The 15,476-nt window shown below is 44.0% G+C and carries 17 protein-coding genes; 7 read left to right on the plus strand and 10 right to left on the minus strand.

Features of this window, described 5'->3' with window-relative positions:
- Positions 1 to 5: 5 nt before the first annotated feature.
- From ACX5J7_RS15840 to ACX5J7_RS15850, 3 genes are all read right to left on the minus strand, one after another.
- Positions 6 to 1,136, minus strand: coding sequence for an efflux RND transporter periplasmic adaptor subunit (locus ACX5J7_RS15840; RefSeq protein WP_012519103.1), 1,131 nt, complete (start codon positions 1,134 to 1,136; stop codon positions 6 to 8).
- A 214-nt stretch (positions 1,137 to 1,350) separates the two neighbouring features.
- Positions 1,351 to 1,743: an OsmC family protein gene (locus tag ACX5J7_RS15845; protein WP_020743751.1), complete on the minus strand. Its 393-nt coding sequence runs from the start codon at positions 1,741 to 1,743 to the stop codon at positions 1,351 to 1,353.
- A gap of 73 nt (positions 1,744 to 1,816) precedes the next feature.
- The gene (locus ACX5J7_RS15850; protein ID WP_071951702.1) at positions 1,817 to 2,701 is read right to left on the minus strand and encodes a CvfB family protein; all 885 of its coding nucleotides are present in this window, start codon (positions 2,699 to 2,701) and stop codon (positions 1,817 to 1,819) included.
- Positions 2,702 to 2,766: 65 nt separating this feature from the next.
- On the opposite strand from ACX5J7_RS15850, the gene ACX5J7_RS15855 reads away from it, so the two are divergent.
- The 4 genes from ACX5J7_RS15855 to ACX5J7_RS15870 are packed head-to-tail and all read left to right on the plus strand — an operon-like array spanning position 2,767 to position 6,095.
- Entirely contained in the window at positions 2,767 to 3,504 is a 738-nt protein-coding gene (locus ACX5J7_RS15855; RefSeq protein ID WP_498707492.1) for a 5-oxoprolinase subunit PxpA, read from the plus strand.
- 56 nt (positions 3,505 to 3,560) lie between these two features.
- On the plus strand, positions 3,561 to 4,295 hold the full coding sequence (gene pxpB, locus ACX5J7_RS15860; RefSeq protein ID WP_012519099.1) for a 5-oxoprolinase subunit PxpB: 735 nt from the start codon (positions 3,561 to 3,563) through the stop codon (positions 4,293 to 4,295).
- Positions 4,285 to 5,232, plus strand: a complete 948-nt coding sequence (locus ACX5J7_RS15865) for a 5-oxoprolinase subunit C family protein (protein WP_498707493.1) — start codon at positions 4,285 to 4,287, stop codon at positions 5,230 to 5,232. Before pxpB ends, ACX5J7_RS15865 begins: the two co-directional genes overlap by 11 nt.
- Positions 5,229 to 6,095: a D-amino acid aminotransferase gene (locus ACX5J7_RS15870; RefSeq protein WP_498707495.1), complete on the plus strand. Its 867-nt coding sequence runs from the start codon at positions 5,229 to 5,231 to the stop codon at positions 6,093 to 6,095. The genes ACX5J7_RS15865 and ACX5J7_RS15870 overlap by 4 nt, the downstream gene beginning before the upstream one ends.
- 55 nt (positions 6,096 to 6,150) lie before the next feature.
- Here the strand turns inward: ACX5J7_RS15870 and fur are convergent, their stop codons facing one another.
- The gene (gene fur / locus ACX5J7_RS15875) at positions 6,151 to 6,579 is read right to left on the minus strand and encodes a ferric iron uptake transcriptional regulator (protein ID WP_020743748.1); all 429 of its coding nucleotides are present in this window, start codon (positions 6,577 to 6,579) and stop codon (positions 6,151 to 6,153) included.
- A 315-nt stretch (positions 6,580 to 6,894) separates the two neighbouring features.
- Here fur and ACX5J7_RS15880 point away from each other — a divergent pair, with 315 nt between their 5' ends.
- Positions 6,895 to 8,901, plus strand: a complete 2,007-nt coding sequence (locus ACX5J7_RS15880; protein ID WP_012519095.1) for a methyl-accepting chemotaxis protein — start codon at positions 6,895 to 6,897, stop codon at positions 8,899 to 8,901.
- A gap of 134 nt (positions 8,902 to 9,035) precedes the next feature.
- Here the strand turns inward: ACX5J7_RS15880 and fldA are convergent, their stop codons facing one another.
- The 5 genes from fldA to ACX5J7_RS15905 form a co-directional block, all read right to left on the minus strand.
- Complete coding sequence (gene fldA, locus ACX5J7_RS15885; RefSeq protein ID WP_012519094.1) at positions 9,036 to 9,560, minus strand: flavodoxin FldA; 525 nt, start codon at positions 9,558 to 9,560, stop codon at positions 9,036 to 9,038.
- 26 nt (positions 9,561 to 9,586) lie between these two features.
- On the minus strand, positions 9,587 to 9,805 hold the full coding sequence (locus tag ACX5J7_RS15890) for a DUF2788 domain-containing protein (protein ID WP_012519093.1): 219 nt from the start codon (positions 9,803 to 9,805) through the stop codon (positions 9,587 to 9,589).
- 124 nt (positions 9,806 to 9,929) lie between these two features.
- Positions 9,930 to 10,709 (minus strand): alpha/beta fold hydrolase, encoded by a 780-nt coding sequence (locus ACX5J7_RS15895; protein ID WP_052326591.1) that lies wholly within the window; start codon positions 10,707 to 10,709, stop codon positions 9,930 to 9,932.
- 103 nt (positions 10,710 to 10,812) lie between these two features.
- Positions 10,813 to 11,211, minus strand: a complete 399-nt coding sequence (locus ACX5J7_RS15900; RefSeq protein ID WP_015067381.1) for an H-NS histone family protein — start codon at positions 11,209 to 11,211, stop codon at positions 10,813 to 10,815.
- Positions 11,212 to 11,335: 124 nt separating this feature from the next.
- Positions 11,336 to 12,985: an electron transfer flavoprotein-ubiquinone oxidoreductase gene (locus ACX5J7_RS15905; RefSeq protein WP_020743745.1), complete on the minus strand. Its 1,650-nt coding sequence runs from the start codon at positions 12,983 to 12,985 to the stop codon at positions 11,336 to 11,338.
- Positions 12,986 to 13,356: 371 nt separating this feature from the next.
- Here ACX5J7_RS15905 and ACX5J7_RS15910 point away from each other — a divergent pair, with 371 nt between their 5' ends.
- Positions 13,357 to 14,109: an electron transfer flavoprotein subunit beta/FixA family protein gene (locus ACX5J7_RS15910; protein ID WP_012519181.1), complete on the plus strand. Its 753-nt coding sequence runs from the start codon at positions 13,357 to 13,359 to the stop codon at positions 14,107 to 14,109.
- A complete protein-coding gene (locus ACX5J7_RS15915) occupies positions 14,106 to 15,032 on the plus strand; it encodes an electron transfer flavoprotein subunit alpha/FixB family protein (RefSeq protein ID WP_485165306.1) in 927 nt (308 codons plus the stop codon). The genes ACX5J7_RS15910 and ACX5J7_RS15915 overlap by 4 nt, the downstream gene beginning before the upstream one ends.
- 75 nt (positions 15,033 to 15,107) lie before the next feature.
- Here the strand turns inward: ACX5J7_RS15915 and ACX5J7_RS15920 are convergent, their stop codons facing one another.
- The gene (locus tag ACX5J7_RS15920) at positions 15,108 to 15,416 is read right to left on the minus strand and encodes an isoamylase early set domain-containing protein (protein WP_012519179.1); all 309 of its coding nucleotides are present in this window, start codon (positions 15,414 to 15,416) and stop codon (positions 15,108 to 15,110) included.
- Positions 15,417 to 15,476: the final 60 nt, after the last annotated feature.

Raw genomic sequence — 15,476 nt, forward strand, 5'->3', positions numbered from 1 at the left:
CCGAATTAGCTGTTTACAACTTCAACAGGGGCGCTGTCTTTTAAATTTTGGTGACCTGCAGTGACCACTTCTTCGCTTCCAGTTAGGCCATTTATCACTTCAATCATCTCGTTATTTTCAAAGCCGGTAGAAATATCTACTTTTTTCACTTTGCCGTTATCTACAACGAATACGCTGTGATTGTTGTCGATAGTGACAAGGGCTCTACGAGGAAGCAGTGTGGCGTTAGCATGAGTAGCATATTCAAGAGATACATCGGTAAACATGCCTGCTTTAAGCATGTTGTCTTGGTTGGGCACTTTAAGGGTGACTTTAAATGTACCTGTGGTGGCATCAATTACGGGGCTTATTCGCTCCACGTTTGCACTAATGCTTCTATCGCTTAATGCAGCAATAGTCAGCGTCGCACCTTGCCCAATCACCACGTTAGGTAGCTCATTTTCGGGTAAGTACACAATGCCTTGAAGGTTTCGCTGCTGAACGATATGAAACATCCTTTCCCGTTGGAAAGACTCAGTTAAGTTACCTACCTTGGCGTTTCTTTCTGCAATATATCCATCGATAGGTGCCGTAATCGTTGCTTCTTTTAAGTCTAGTTCAGCCAAACGAACTGAGGCCTTTGCCGACTCAAACTGCGAGGTAAGCTTGTCGTAGGTGTCATCGCTTATCAGCTTTTGAGAATAAACTTTATTGACCTTTTCAAGCTCGCTTTCAATACCCTTTAAATCGGCCTGTGCTTTGGAGAGGTTTAATTCGTAGCGGCGTTTGTCGAGTTGTGCAAGTACTTGCCCTTTTTCGACATAGTCGCCTTCTTCAACAAATATCTCTTCAATAATGCCAGAGGCCCGGGCGACCACAAACGCTTCTTCTCGCGCCTCTAGTATCGCTGTTGTGTCGTAGGTAGAGGTGATATCCCCTGTAATAATCGTTTGCGTTTCAACGGGTATGGCAAAAACCGTCTCTTCAACCGTTGCAGACTCTGCATTCGCGTCTATGGCGTCGGCGTCAGAGCATGCGGTTGTCGCTAAAGACAACACAACAATACTGCAGCCTAATAGGCGTTTAAATGAAGAAGGGGCGAAGTGAGAAAGTGAATTAAGCGATAATAAAGCGGTGCTGCGCGTTGCTGTTTCCATGGTCAATAACCTTAACGTTAATGTCGTTATATAATAATGACCGTATACAGCATCTAGCATGCCAATGATGTTACACAATGTTAAATTTCAATGATTTCAACAGGGTAGCATGATTTGAGACGCACAAACGAAAAAAGCTAACCGATAGGGTTAGCGTTTTTATACTAATGCTTAGCCAGAACCGCTAATAAGCGGTGTATTGCACTATAGTTTATTAAACCAAAGTATAGCTGGTGGTGATGTCTACATTACCCGTCAGCATAAGCATTACTGAACAATATTTTTCAGCCGAAAGTTGTACAGCGCGAGCGAGTGCTTTTTCGCTAATACCTTCGCCTGACACTGTGTAATGGGCGTGAATTTTTGTAAACACGCGAGGGGGTTCCTCAGCACGCTCAGCTTCCATTTCACAATTACACGCTTCAATAGAAAAACGGCCTTTCTTAAGGATATCTACCACGTCAATACTTGAACATGCACCCACAGCCAAAAGTACTGATTCCATAGGCGATACAGCATTACCGCTTCCATCCATTACGGTTTTATAGCCGCTGTCAGTTGTACCGGTAAATGTCAGGTCTTTATCCCAAGAAACACGAGCTTTCATTTTATGTCCTAGCGTTTTAATGATTAAAAAAGGTGGCTGCACTTAAGGAAAAGTACAGCAGTAAACATTGCGATTATTTGATAAGGCGAACAGCGTCAGGGCTAAGCGTGATTTTCTTTTGCTTGTACAGGGCGCCCAGTGCCTTTTTGTAGGCCGCTTTACTCACATTGAAATGTGAATAGATGGCATCCGGCGCACTTTTATCGGTTAACGTTGAAATGCCGCCGTGGGCTTCTAGATCATCGAGTATTGCTTGTTGAAGGGCGTCGCGGCCGCCTTTATCAACACGCTGCAGCGCGACATCAACCTTGCCATCTTCACGAATGGTTTTAATCACACCTTCAGTGGCTTGCCCTACTTTAAGCGGCTTAAAGGCATCGCTATGGAAAATAAGCCCTAGGCTTTTTTCATTAATTACCACTTTAAAGCCTAAATCGGTCTTAGCGTATACCAAGCACTCAACCGTATCGCCTTCACTTAAATAGGCACTGCCTTCTTTTAAGAAATAGTGAAGTTTAGTTGCACCTAAAATGCGTTGGGTCTTGTCATCGAAAAACGTGTGAACCACATAATACATACCGGGGTTAACCGGCTGCGCTTGGTAGTCGTTAGGGACAAGTAAGTCATTATCTAAACCCCACTCGAAGAACGCCCCAAAGTTGGTCGCTGATACCGCTTTTAGCACTTTTGTTTCGCCAACTTGAATAAGCGGCTTCTTCATGGTTGCATAGAGGTCGCCGCGCTGATCAGTAGCAACAAATACCTCAACCTCTTGGTCTTCAGCAAGCGATGCCTCTACTTCATCGATAGCGAGAGTGACGGTTTGCTGTTCATCAGCATCATCTATTTCTATTACGCCGTCACCATCATCGGTTTTTTCGACAAGTGGCGCTAACGCGTAGCCAAAAGGGTATTGGGCTACCACGCGTAGTGTATTAATTTTTCCAATATTTATCATCAGCACTGACTTTTTAAAAAGAACAGGTAACATGATACTGGAATGAAGGTAAGAGCAAAACCATTATGAAGTTAAATTGCGATTTAGGTGAGAGTTTTGGCGCGTGGTCTATGCCGGTGGAATCAGCCATTATGGCGGAAATTGACCAAGCAAACATTGCGTGCGGTTTTCACGCTGGCGATCCGCTAGTGATGAAACAGGCACTATTTCTTGCAAAAACACACGGGGTAGCAGTAGGCGCTCACCCATCGTATCCAGATTTACAGGGCTTTGGCCGGCGAAGCATGGCCATAGCATCCGATGAACTTAATGCAATGCTACAGTATCAGGTTAGCGCGTTATCAGGCATGGCTGCACTTTATGGCGTGAACGTTACTTATGTTAAACCTCACGGTGCGCTATACAATGATATGATGAAAAGCGCAGAAGTAAGGCTTACAGTTATGCAGAGCATTGCTGAAATTAATGCGTCATCGACTGGTGCGCCATTAACCTTAATGGTCCAAGCCACTGCACAAAATGCCGCGCTTAAAGAAGAGGCAAAAGGGTGGGAATTGCCCCTGTATTTTGAAGCATTTTCTGACAGGCGCTACACCGATGAGGGGTTGCTTCAATCTCGCGGTATCGAAGGTGCTGTATTAGACGAAGACGACGCGCTAATGCAAGCAGAGCAGCTAATTGAATCAGGCACGGTGACTACCGCTTCTGGAAAAACGTTAACCGTCGAAGCCGACTCACTATGTGTTCATGGTGACACGCAAGGTGCTGTAAGTATTGCGCAAAGGATCAGAAGTTTTCTATAAACTTGCCTCATAAAAAACACATTTATTAAGAATAATAACAGTATCAAGGACAGCAGATGCAAGCTTTCGGTCGTATCAAGCGATTAGTAACGGCTGGCGCCGATGCCATAATCGTGTATTTTGACGGCGTAAACCTAGATGAGGCAAATAATGCGTGTCACCACATGCTCGCAGCCATAGATGCGCAACGCAATCAGTGGTCGTGGTTAAAAGAATGCGTGCCTTCCTACGACAGCCTGCTTGTCGTTTTCGATATGGCACTCATTGATAGCCATGGTGTATATCAAGCCCTGCATGCGCTTTCAGACACAAGCGAGTTCGCGCAAAGCAAGGGGGCTAATTCAGTTAACTCTGTAGAGGGTACAAGCGCCGTGATCGAAATACCCGTTTGGTACGGCGCGCCACATGCGAGTGACTTAAGCGTGGTGAGTAAGAAGACGTCGCTTTCTATCGATGAGATTATTGAACTGCACACGAGCGTAACTTACAAGGTGTACGCGGTGGGCTTCGCGCCAGGCTTTGCCTACATGGGAGACATTCCCGAAGCAATGAACTGTGCTCGGTTAGGTACACCGCGTAAGCGCGTGCCTAAGGGCGCAGTAGCTATCGCAGACAGGCAAACCGCGGTTTACCCTAGCGAATCGCCGGGTGGCTGGAATTTATTAGGGATCACGTCGTTTGACATGCTTTTGCACAGTGAAGAGCATAGCGAGTCTCGGTTAAAAGCAGGTGATATCGTTAAATTTGTATCCATTACAGAGCAGGAATACAGGTCGCACTATGAAAGTTGAAGTACTCGACAAAGGAATGTTCAGCCTTATTGTTGATAGCGGCAGAGTAGGGCGGCAGCGGGACGGTTTTTGTGAGTCTGGACCCATGGATAGCCAAGCTTATCATTGGGCTAATTTTTTAGCCTTTAATTTAGACGGTACGCCTTGTATCGAAGCGATTGGCGAAATGGAATTGCAGGTTGACCAAGACTGTGTCATTGCAGTGACGGGCCGAGAGCCTTCGCTTTTAATAAACGGAGAGTCGGCAGAAGTTTACCAAACCTATGCTGTTGAGGCTGGCTCACATATCCGTTTTGGCAGTAAGTTGTTAGGAAGCAAAACCTACCTGGCGATATGTGGGAACTGGCAAGTACCGAAAGTGGTGGGCAGCGCGTGCACTGTTGTACGTGAGAAACTAGGTGGTCTAGACGGCAAAGGCAGTGCCTTGGTTAAAGGGGATTGTTTTAAAATAAGCGCGAATACTAAGCCGAAAGAGAAGCCAGAGCTAAGAGTATTACCCCAGCAGTATCGAGAGGATTACGGGTTTGTTGAGTCTATTCGGGTTGTGCCAGGCTATCAGTATTCAAGTTTCAGTCGGGTTGCTGTGCGCGCCTTTGAAACGAGCACTTATACAGTGTCTACATCGATAGATCGTATGGGGTTTAGACTGACAGGCGAAAGCGTTGCATCAGATATGGTGCGGATGCGCTCAGAAGCTATACATTTGGGCGCGATTCAAGTTCCGGGCGATGGTCAACCTATTGTTATGATGTGCGATCGGCAAACGCTCGGCGGATACCCTAAGCTGGGTTGTGTTAGCCCCTGTGCTATCAGTCGCTTGGCACAAGCGGTGCCTGGCGAAAAAGTTAATTTTACGTTTCAGAACGAAGAAGAAGCGCGGGCTGATTGGCTTTTGATGACTAGTCGGCGCCGGCGCTTAGAAGGAGAAATATTGTGACAATTGCGTTTTTAAACGGCGAGTATATGCCTCTTGATGAGGCAAAAATTTCTCCAATGGATAGAGGGTTTCTTTTCGGTGATGGTATTTACGAAGTTATCCCCACCTACGCGGGACACCCGGTAGGTTTTACAGGGCACACCTCAAGAATGGCTCAAGGCCTTGAAGCTATTGCAATCACAAACCCTTATACGGCAAGCCAGTGGCATGAAATTTTATCTAATTTAGTAGAGAAAAATGCATCGTTTATAGACAGTGGCAATATAGGCATTTATTTTCATGTAAGCCGCGGGACAGACTCAAAGCGCTTCCATGCTTATCCGAAAGACATACCGCCTACCGTATTTGGTTTTGCCTTTGAAATAGCCCCGCCGCAACCTTTAGCGAAAGCTGACGTAAAACCGTTTAAAGTGGCACTGCAACAAGATAAACGTTGGCAACGCTGCCACATCAAGTCTACCTCTTTACTAGGCAACGTTATGCACTTTCAAGCTGGGGTTGATGCAGGGGTAAATGAAACTATTTTGTTCAATAATGAAGGCATGATAACGGAAGCTAGTTCGTGCAATGTATTTATGGTGAAAGATGGCAACATTACCACACCGCCGTTAAATCACGAGTTATTGCCCGGTATTACGCGAGCTATCGCTATTGAAGCATTCAAACAAGCAGGCTTAATTGTCACCGAGGCTTTGTTTAGTAAAGAAGCGCTTCTTGAGGCCGATGAAGTGTGGCTTACTTCGTCGAGTAAAGAAGTCGCGCCGGTAATAGAGGTTGATGGAAAAGCTATTGGAACTGGGGAAGTGGGCGACGTTTGGGAGCAGGCGATCAAAGCATACCATGCCTATAAGTTTAACGCTTAATACCTACAAAAAAGCCCGCGTGATAATGCGGGCTTTAGCACAGTAGCTATAATGTCTATTCAGGCATGTTGTCACAGTTGCCGTCTGTACATTCACCATATAGATAAAGGCTGTGATGGGTAAGTTTCATCTTGTGCTTTTTAGCAATCATCTCTTGACGTTCTTCGATAATCTCGTCTTCAAATTCGATCACTTTACCACACTTAAGGCATACAAGGTGGTCGTGGTGATCTTTATGACTGATTTCAAATACTGACTTTCCACCTTCAAAGTGGTGGCGGTTAAGAATACCTGCATCATCAAATTGGTTTAATACGCGGTAAACGGTCGCAAGACCTATCTCTTCACCCTGTTCAATTAGGATCTTATAGACATCTTCAGCGCTGATATGTTGGTTTTCTGGCTCTTGCAGAATTTGTAAAATTTTAAGGCGAGGCAGAGTGACTTTAAGCCCTGCTTTTTTCAATTCTTTATTTTGATCCATTACAACCTACTAAGAACGAGTGAATAAGTATTTGGGGGTTATTATAGGTAAGTTGAAACAATTTAAAAGTAAAACCGTGGAAACTTTGTTTTCTCGCTGAAAAATTACCCATTGGCCTTTGAATTGAAATTTAGGGCATGAGGTGCACCCCTTAACGCATCTGGCCTGACCAGAATGTAAGTGCAAGATAATTCAGCTAAATAAGTAAAATAAATAAAAGTTTTAATGCATTGAATTAACATCCTGTTAAACTAAACTTAAAGAGGTAGTAATAAACCTTTTATTTTTTGGCATGTAGTTTTAATGGAAGTGCCCATGCAGTTAACAATTATAAATAAAATTACGCTTGGCTTTGGTCTATTCGGCTGCTTACTGTTACTCACTAGTATTCTTTCCTATTTCGGTCTTAGCGGCATTAAGGATTCTGCGCTGGATGTTGTAGAGCAGAAAATGCCGGTGCAAACCAGCATGGTCAAGGTTAAAACCGAAATCTTGTCGCTATCTGTAATAACAGCTAACGGTTATCACGTTGAAGATATTGCTGAGCTATCAGCGAATAAATCGACATTTGATACTTTATCATCGGCGTTTTCCGATGATCTCTCGCGCCTAAAATCACTTATGCCGAAAAATGCGGTAGCGACGAACGCGGTGGAAGTAAGCTTGGCCTACGTAAGTAGTAGTAACCAAATGTATGACGCCATCAACGAGCGAATGAACATTGAAAAAGCCCTTGCTGGTCAACTGGAAAAAGTACTAATGACAGCCGATGAGGCCAGTGCATTAATGCTGGATCTCTCTTACCTAGAAAGCAGCGACCCCAGTATTGAAACACTCATCGGGGCGGGTACTGCTATCGACAATAAACTTCTAACAATGAACGATTCATTCATCGAGTTAGCCGAGACACATAACGCAGAGCAAAGCGCCAATATTATTGAAGATTTAGAATATCAGTTAAGTAACCTTCAAGTAGATAAAGACTACGTGAACAGGCTTGCCACAGGTATTGATGATGGCGGTACAATTGATGCGTTCAACGAACAATATAATTTACTTATCGATGCGGTGAAGGGCGCAAATGGCCTTATTGCTCTGCAGCTGCAAAAGCTCGCAGAGGTTGAAAAAGCGACGCAGGCACAAAAGCGTGCGAAAGAAGCATTACAAACAGCATTAACAGACATTAACACCTTGTTTGATTCGGTGCAGACTCAGTCGCTTGAAGGGCAAAACGCAATTCTTGAGTCAGTCCAGGCAAACTTAGTTCGAAACATTATTGTGGCGGCGCTGGGGTTAACCGCGGCTATTTTCTTAGCCGTTATTGTAACCCGAAGCATTTCGAAACCACTTGGTCGGATCAACAAGGGGTTAAGTCAGCTTAGCAAAGGGGATTTGAGCACCACACTGCCGCAAGAGGGCAATGACGAATTTTCAGCGCTATCTGCAAAGGTAAATAGCTTAACAGAAAGCTTAAGAGAGCTTGTTGGCAATATTTTAGAGCAAGAGAAGCGGTTAATTGAAATTACGAAAGAAAGCGTAGAGCTTGGTAACAAGAGCTTGTCGGAAGTAGATAAGCAGCGCGAGCAAGTCACTGTGACCTCAACCAATACGAAAAATGTCCAAGATAAAAGCCGAAGTAATTTGGCTCAAATTAATGACGCCATGGAGGCGCTACGGGATATTACTCATCAAAGTACAGACATCGGGCAATTAGTTGAGAGAAACCGTCAGCAAGTAGGAAATCAAGCTGAACAAGCGGAATCGTCAGCACAAATTATCGGGCGATTAGATGATAACTCGCGAAGTATTGGTAGCATTTTGGATGTGATTAAAACCATCGCAGAGCAAACCAACTTGTTGGCATTAAATGCAGCGATAGAAGCAGCGCGGGCCGGTGAGCAGGGGAGGGGCTTTGCGGTAGTCGCAGATGAAGTACGCACCTTAGCAAACCGCACGCACGACTCTACCGAAGAGATTGAGCAAATGATTGGAAACTTGCAAAAAGATGCGGCTGAGGCTGTCAAAGCTATAAATGCTGGGCGTGAGCAAGCGCAAGAGGGTGTGCAAATAACGCAACAGGTTTCACAGCAAGTAGAAAGTATTCGTGAAATTATTGAGCGTTTAAGTGACATAAATGAGCATATTGTAGCCGATACTGAGCAACAGGATGTACTGCTCGGCGAAGTGGCTAATAGCTTGAACCGCATTGTAGCGCTTGCCGATTCAAGTGCGCAAAGCACTAGGCAGTCTAATGAATCAACCATGATGCTAGATGCCCAAACAGAAAGTTTGAGAAAGGCGGTAGAACGGTTTCACTTATAGCAAGCCGGGCTACAGGGTTTTCAAAGCCGAGGCTGTCTTACGTAACAGCAAGCTTGAAAAGTAATGCGCATTGAATTGCCCATAAAAAACCGCTCAATTGAGCGGTTTTTTGAAGGTGTTAACGGGTCGAGCGATTACGCAAGCTCGGCCAAACAAAGTTCGTCGTGAATCTGTTTACACCAATCTTTAACGCGAGATTCGGTTAGTTCTGGTTGACGGTCTTCGTCAATACCCAGGCCCACGAAATGATTGTCGTCAGCCATACCTTTAGATGCTTCGAAATCATAGCCTTCAGTAGACCATTGGCCTACCAAGATTGCGCCTTTGGCTTCTACGATATCGCGTACCATGCCCATCGCGTCTAAGAAGTATTCCGCATAGTCTTCTTGGTCGCCGCAGCCGAAGATAGCCACAAGCTTATCATTAAAGTCTAGCTGCTCTAGCTCAGGGAAAAAGTCATCCCAGTCACACTGTGCTTCACCGTAGTACCACGTAGGGATACCGAAGATAAGCAAATCAAACTCAGCGATGTCTTCTTTACTGCTCTTAGCAATATCTTTTACATCAATTAGCTGTTTACCCAATTCCTTCTGGATCATTTTCGCAACATGTTCGGTGTTACCCGTGTCACTTCCGAAAAATAGGCCAACGCTTGCCATATCTAACCTCTATTAATCGTTACTAATTAAACGCCTGTGCTTAGCCAAAACCATTCAATAATGCCTTTCGCAAGAAATCCCAATGCGCCTAAACCTAGCACACCGTACGTTACCACTCTTCCAATAAGAGGAACATCGTTCTTACGTAATACATCGTGTACAGCAAAACCCATCAATCCAAAAAGAATAGACAAGCCGCCATACAGCATAATGGACTCAATGAGTTCGTAATTTTCTGCAAGCATAGTGTTGTTACTTAAAAATTTCTGGCGCAACTATATCATAGTATATACGCCTGTAAGAGCCTAAAACGTTCAAAAATATGTAATAATAGTCATTCTCATCTTAAATGATGATGAAAACCCTTCTTTAAGACGATTTGTTGAGCGTTCTTTCTACAATGGCATTAAATGCCGCCGGTTTTTCTGCATGAAGCCAATGACCCGTGCCTTCAATAATATGTGCTTTAGCACTTGGGAAATAGCGGGTTATCGCATCGCGATACTCTGCCGTGATATAGTCAGACTCGCTGCCCTTGATAAATAAGGTTACGCCATTAAACGTCTGCGTTGTTTGTTCCCAATCAATAATGTGCGAATAACTGCTAATAAGGCCGTCTACGTTAAATCGCCACTTCCAGCTACCATTCTCGTCTTGATACAAACTTTTTAGAAGAAATTGCCGAACCCCCATTTCTTTAACGTGGGCAGACATGATTTTGTCAGCGTCCTTCCTACTCTCAATGGTATCTAGTGGAACGGATTTCAAGCCATCAAATACGGCCTGATGGCTGTGGTTGTAACTCACAGGGGCAATATCAGCGACAATTAAATGCGTTACTTTATCATTGTGGTTTAACGCTAATTTCATCGCCACTTTTCCGCCAAGGGAATGCCCTAATACAGCACTTTTTTCAATATTTAGCGACTGCATAATATCGTAAATAGCATCGGCGGCGTCTGACACTAAAAAACCATTGGTCCATGGAGACTCGCCATGGTCGGGGAGGTCTACACTTACAATATTAAAACTTGATTCAAAATGACGTTTTATCCCAGCCAAATTGTCGGCATTGCCGAATAGCCCGTGGATTAGAATTAGCCATGGCGATGAGGCATCACACTTTGAAAGTTTATAATTTAACTTCACAATTAACTTACCCATGAATTATTGACTATAAGATACTGACCTCGTCATAAAAACAAAATAAGGCCTGTAAAAACAGACCTTATTTACGTGCTGAATAAATAAATTAACTAATGGCGTAATCGTCAAGAGACTTACCGCTATCCAGCGCTTCTCTATAAACACGAGGCATGCGGCCAATACCTGTCCACAGATGTTCTTCGCCTGTCTCATCCACAAGCTTATATTTAACAGGGCGCTTTTTACCTACTTTTTTATTCACGTCTGTATTTAACGCCTGCAAATCTTCTACGTTAAGACCTGCTTCTTCCATTTGCTTTTTAATTGCAGCAAGCTTTTCTAATTTCTCTTTTTTAAGCTTTTCTTGCTCTAGTAGTTTTTCTTTTCTTTTTTCAATTATACCGCTAAGTTTTTCCTGAACTTGTTCAAGTTCTTCTATGCTTAATTCCTTAACAGCACCTTGTAAACGTCTTCCATGGGTTAAAATATCTAAAAATTCGCTCATTAATTAACCTTAATACGTTGTACTTAATTTCCACTAGATGATAATTAAAAGTAGCACAAAAAAAAAAAGCGAGCTACGCTCGCTTTTAAAAAATATCCGTTAAATAACTAGTTAAGGCGTTAATTTACATGTTTGGATAATTCGGACCGCCTGCACCTTCTGGTACAACCCATTTAATATTTTGACTCGGATCTTTAATATCACAGGTTTTACAGTGCACACAGTTTTGCGCGTTAATTTGAAAACGCTTTTCACCTTCTTCCTCAATTACCTCGTAAACCCCAGCAGGGCAGTAGCGCTGAGCAGGCTCAGCGAACTTAGGCAAATTAACCTGAATAGGAATAGAAGGATCTTTCAGCTTTAAATGACAGGGCTGATCTTCTTCATGATTGGTATTAGATAAAAATACCGATGACAGCTTATCAAAGCTCAGCACGCCATCTGGTTTTGGGTAGCTGATCTCTTGCGCATCTTTTGCTTCTTTAAGCTGAGCATAGTCTTTGTGCTCGTCTTTCATAGTAAAAAACATATTACCGTTAAAGACATTTTGCTCTAATGTATTAAAAGCGCCGCCCCAGAAATTACCTAACTTGTGAATAGCTGGGCCAAAGTTACGTGAACGGAATAATTCATCATATAACCAAGACGATTTAAATTTGTCTGTAAAGCTGGTTAATTCTTTAACTGGCGCTTCTGCATTTTCTGTAATTGCTTTAAAAATACTTTCTGCTGCCAGCATGCCTGATTTCATCGCGGTATGGTTGCCTTTAATTTTGGCAAAATTTAATGTGCCTGCATCACAACCTACTAAAAGACCGCCTGGGAAGGTCATTTTAGGTAACGAGTTAAACCCGCCTTTAGCTATCGCTCTAGCACCATAAGAAACCCGTTTACCGCCTTCTAAATATTGCTTGAATACTGGGTGGTGCTTCAAGCGTTGGAATTCATCAAAGGGGCTCAAATATGGGTTGTCGTAATTAAGGTCAACGATTAAGCCAACGAACACCTGGTTGTCTTCGGCATGATATAGGTAGCTACCGCCCGTGGCGTCATCAAGTGGCCAGCCCGCACTGTGAACCACTAAGCCCGGCTGGTGTTTTGCGGGGTCGATATCCCAAATCTCTTTAAAGCCGATTGCATAGTGCTGTGGTGAACTGTCTTCATCTAGTTTGAAATGAGAAATTAGCTCTTTGCCCAAATGACCGCGACAGCCTTCTGCAAATACCGTGTATTTAGCGCGAAGCTCCATGCCCGGCATGTAGCCGTCTTTGGGCTCCCCATCTTCGCCAACACCCATATCGCCGGTTAGTACACCGCCTACGCTGCCGTCTTCATTATAGATAACGTCAGATGCAGCAAAGCCTGGGAACACTTCAACACCAAGTTGTTCGGCTTGGTCTGCTAACCAACGGCATACGTTACCCATTGAAACAATGTAGTTACCGTCGTTGTGCATAGTTTTAGGCGTGATGCCATTTGGTAATTTTTTGGCCGATGCTTCATCGTTAAGTAAATAGATGTGGTCTTCAGTTACCGGCGTATTTAATGGGGCGCCTTTCTCTTTCCAATCAGGAAAAAGTTCATTTAGCGCGCGAGGTTCAAATACGGCGCCAGAAAGAATATGTGCACCCACCTCGGAGCCTTTTTCGACCACACAAACCATTAGCTCTTGGTCTTTTTCATTTGCAAGCTGCATAAGCTTACAAGCCGTTGATAATCCAGCTGGGCCGGCACCGACGATGACTACATCAAACTCCATCGATTCTCGTTCCACGGGAGGCTCCTTATGTTTGTATTTTTATAATGCACTATTGATGAAACAAATAATGCTTTGTGTCAAAAACATGTAAATTAATTGTCGTTTTGCAAGGTAATGCAGGTTGACGTTTACGTCAACAGTAAGTACATTGCAAAGCAGTTTACGTTAACGTTAACTGGCAGTGCATTATAACTGCTCGTAAACGTGGTGTTAACGACGTTTTAAGGTTAGCCTTTGAAAAACGTACGTTCCACAGTGTTTTTATTAACGTAGAGCACATTGTTAAAGTTTCAAAAAGCGTGGTGAAGTAATACGTTTTTAATTATTAATAGTTAATTATTAGTGAAACGTAATAGACACCGACGAACTCAACAATTGAGGTAAATATGAAAATACTCGTACCGGTCAAACGCGCGATCGACTACAACGTTAAGGTAAGAGTGAAGGCCGATGAATCAGGCGTAGATCTTACAAACGCAAAAATGGCCATTAACCCTTTCTGTGAAATTGCGGTTGAAGAAGCCGTTCGCTTAAAAGAAAAAGGCGTGGCCACTGAAATCGTTGTTGTTTCAATTGGTGATAAAAGCTGCCAAGAACAAATACGTACAGCGCTTGCCCTAGGCGCTGATCGCGGTATCCAAATCGATACCGACCAAAATCTTGATTCACTTCAAGTGGCTAAGCTTCTATCTAAAGTCGTTGAAGAAGAGCAACCTCAACTGGTTATTCTTGGAAAGCAGAGCATTGACTCTGATAACAACCAAACGGGCCAGATGCTTGCCGCATTAACAGGCATGCCTCAGGGCACCTTCGCTTCTGAAGTGGTTGTAGACGGTGAAAAAGTAAATGTAACCCGTGAAATCGACGGCGGCCTTCAAACAGTAGCGCTTTCGCTTCCTGCTGTGGTAACTACAGACCTTCGCTTAAACGAGCCTCGTTATGCATCTCTACCGAATATCATGAAAGCGAAACGCAAGCCTCTTGACGTAAAAGCGGCAGCTGACTTTGGTGTAGCACTAGAATCCAACGTGAAAGTGCTGAAAGTCACGCCTCCACCACAGCGCGAGGGTGGTATTAAGGTAGCAGACGTTGCTGAACTGGTAGAAAAGTTAAAAAATGAAGCAAAGGTGATCTCATGAGCGTACTCGTATATGCAGAACACGACAACGCAAGCTTAAAGACTGAAACGCATAAGCTTGTTAATGCCGCACAGAAAATGGGTGGTGATATCCATGTACTAGTTGCAGGTGAAGGTTGCCAAGCGGTTGCTGAAGCCGCAGCCCAGATTGACGGCGTTGCAAAAGTATTGGTTGCTGACAACGCAGCGTACAAGCACCAGTTAGCAGAAAATACGGCTGACTTAGTTCTTGAACTGGCAGGTGATTACAGCCATGTTGTGGCTGCTGCTACAACTACGGGTAAAAACTTTATGCCTCGCGTAGCGGCATTATTAGACGTAGCGCAAATCTCAGACATTATTGGTGTTGAAAGCGAAGACACTTTTGTGCGCCCAATTTATGCGGGTAACGCTATCGCAACTGTTCAATCATCTGATGCGAAAAAAGTCATTACGGTTCGCGCTGCTTCGTTTGATGCAGCTGCAACGGGCGCCAGCGCTGAAGTAACCGCGATTGATGTGGTTAAAAGCAGCGAAAAGTCTGATTTTGTTTCAGCAGAACTGACTGAGTCAGAGCGCCCTGAACTCACAGCAGCAGAAGTAGTGATTTCTGGTGGTCGTGGTATGCAAAACGGCGACAACTTCAAACTTCTTGAAGGTATTGCAGACAAACTAGGTGCTGCTATTGGTGCATCGCGTGCTGCGGTAGATGCTGGATTCGTTCCTAACGATATGCAAGTAGGCCAAACAGGTAAGATTGTTGCGCCACAGCTTTATATTGCGGTAGGTATCTCAGGCGCTATCCAGCACCTTGCAGGTATGAAAGACTCTAAAGTTATCGTTGCTATCAACAAAGACGAAGAAGCACCCATTTTCCAAGTTGCAGACTACGGCTTAGTCGGTGATTTGTTTGAAGTGCTTCCAGAGCTTGAAAGCTCTCTTTAAGCTACTTTTATTGTAACAATATGAGGCTGCATTTTTGCAGCCTTTTTTTTGGGCGTTTTTCCCGCATGGGCGACGCTATACGCGAACTACCGAGTTGTCTTCAATACTTACTGGAGATGGCATATAAGCATCGGCCTCCCAGTCGTTTTCCCATTTTTCACCGTCAATAAGGTAACGAAATTGATATTCATGATCTTTTTCTAAATTAACGGTCAAAGTAAAGTCGCCGCTCTTTAGTTTCTTCATTGTTAGTGGCTGGGCTTTCCAGTCGGTAAAGTCTCCGCAAAGCGCCGCTTCTTTTGCATCTTGCGCTGCTTCCGCGTTTAGTCGAAATGTCACTTTGCACAGAGGTTTTGATTTAAGGTATTGTTTCTTAAGGCTCATAATCTGTTTTCCCTTCAACGTAGCGAAATTGTTCCAGTGCCTCCCTCTAGTTGTTAGACG

It is taken from the genome of Alteromonas infernus (genome assembly GCF_902705815.1).

Excerpts from the sequence above, each read along its gene's own strand:
- ACX5J7_RS15890 (WP_012519093.1), bottom strand. The coding sequence starts at position 9,805 with ATGCTTGCAGAAAATTACGAACTCATTGAGTCCATTATGCTGTATGGC.
- ACX5J7_RS15845 (WP_020743751.1), bottom strand. The coding sequence starts at position 1,743 with ATGAAAGCTCGTGTTTCTTGGGATAAAGACCTGACATTTACCGGTACA.
- ACX5J7_RS15850 (WP_071951702.1), bottom strand. The coding sequence starts at position 2,701 with ATGATAAATATTGGAAAAATTAATACACTACGCGTGGTAGCCCAATAC.
- pxpB (WP_012519099.1), top strand. The coding sequence starts at position 3,561 with ATGCAAGCTTTCGGTCGTATCAAGCGATTAGTAACGGCTGGCGCCGAT.
- ACX5J7_RS15840 (WP_012519103.1), bottom strand. The coding sequence starts at position 1,136 with ATGGAAACAGCAACGCGCAGCACCGCTTTATTATCGCTTAATTCACTT.
- ACX5J7_RS15915 (WP_485165306.1), top strand. The coding sequence starts at position 14,106 with ATGAGCGTACTCGTATATGCAGAACACGACAACGCAAGCTTAAAGACT.
- ACX5J7_RS15910 (WP_012519181.1), top strand. The coding sequence starts at position 13,357 with ATGAAAATACTCGTACCGGTCAAACGCGCGATCGACTACAACGTTAAG.
- ACX5J7_RS15880 (WP_012519095.1), top strand. The coding sequence starts at position 6,895 with ATGCAGTTAACAATTATAAATAAAATTACGCTTGGCTTTGGTCTATTC.
- ACX5J7_RS15900 (WP_015067381.1), bottom strand. The coding sequence starts at position 11,211 with ATGAGCGAATTTTTAGATATTTTAACCCATGGAAGACGTTTACAAGGT.
- ACX5J7_RS15865 (WP_498707493.1), top strand. The coding sequence starts at position 4,285 with ATGAAAGTTGAAGTACTCGACAAAGGAATGTTCAGCCTTATTGTTGAT.
- ACX5J7_RS15920 (WP_012519179.1), bottom strand. The coding sequence starts at position 15,416 with ATGAGCCTTAAGAAACAATACCTTAAATCAAAACCTCTGTGCAAAGTG.
- ACX5J7_RS15855 (WP_498707492.1), top strand. The coding sequence starts at position 2,767 with ATGAAGTTAAATTGCGATTTAGGTGAGAGTTTTGGCGCGTGGTCTATG.
- fur (WP_020743748.1), bottom strand. The coding sequence starts at position 6,579 with ATGGATCAAAATAAAGAATTGAAAAAAGCAGGGCTTAAAGTCACTCTG.
- fldA (WP_012519094.1), bottom strand. The coding sequence starts at position 9,560 with ATGGCAAGCGTTGGCCTATTTTTCGGAAGTGACACGGGTAACACCGAA.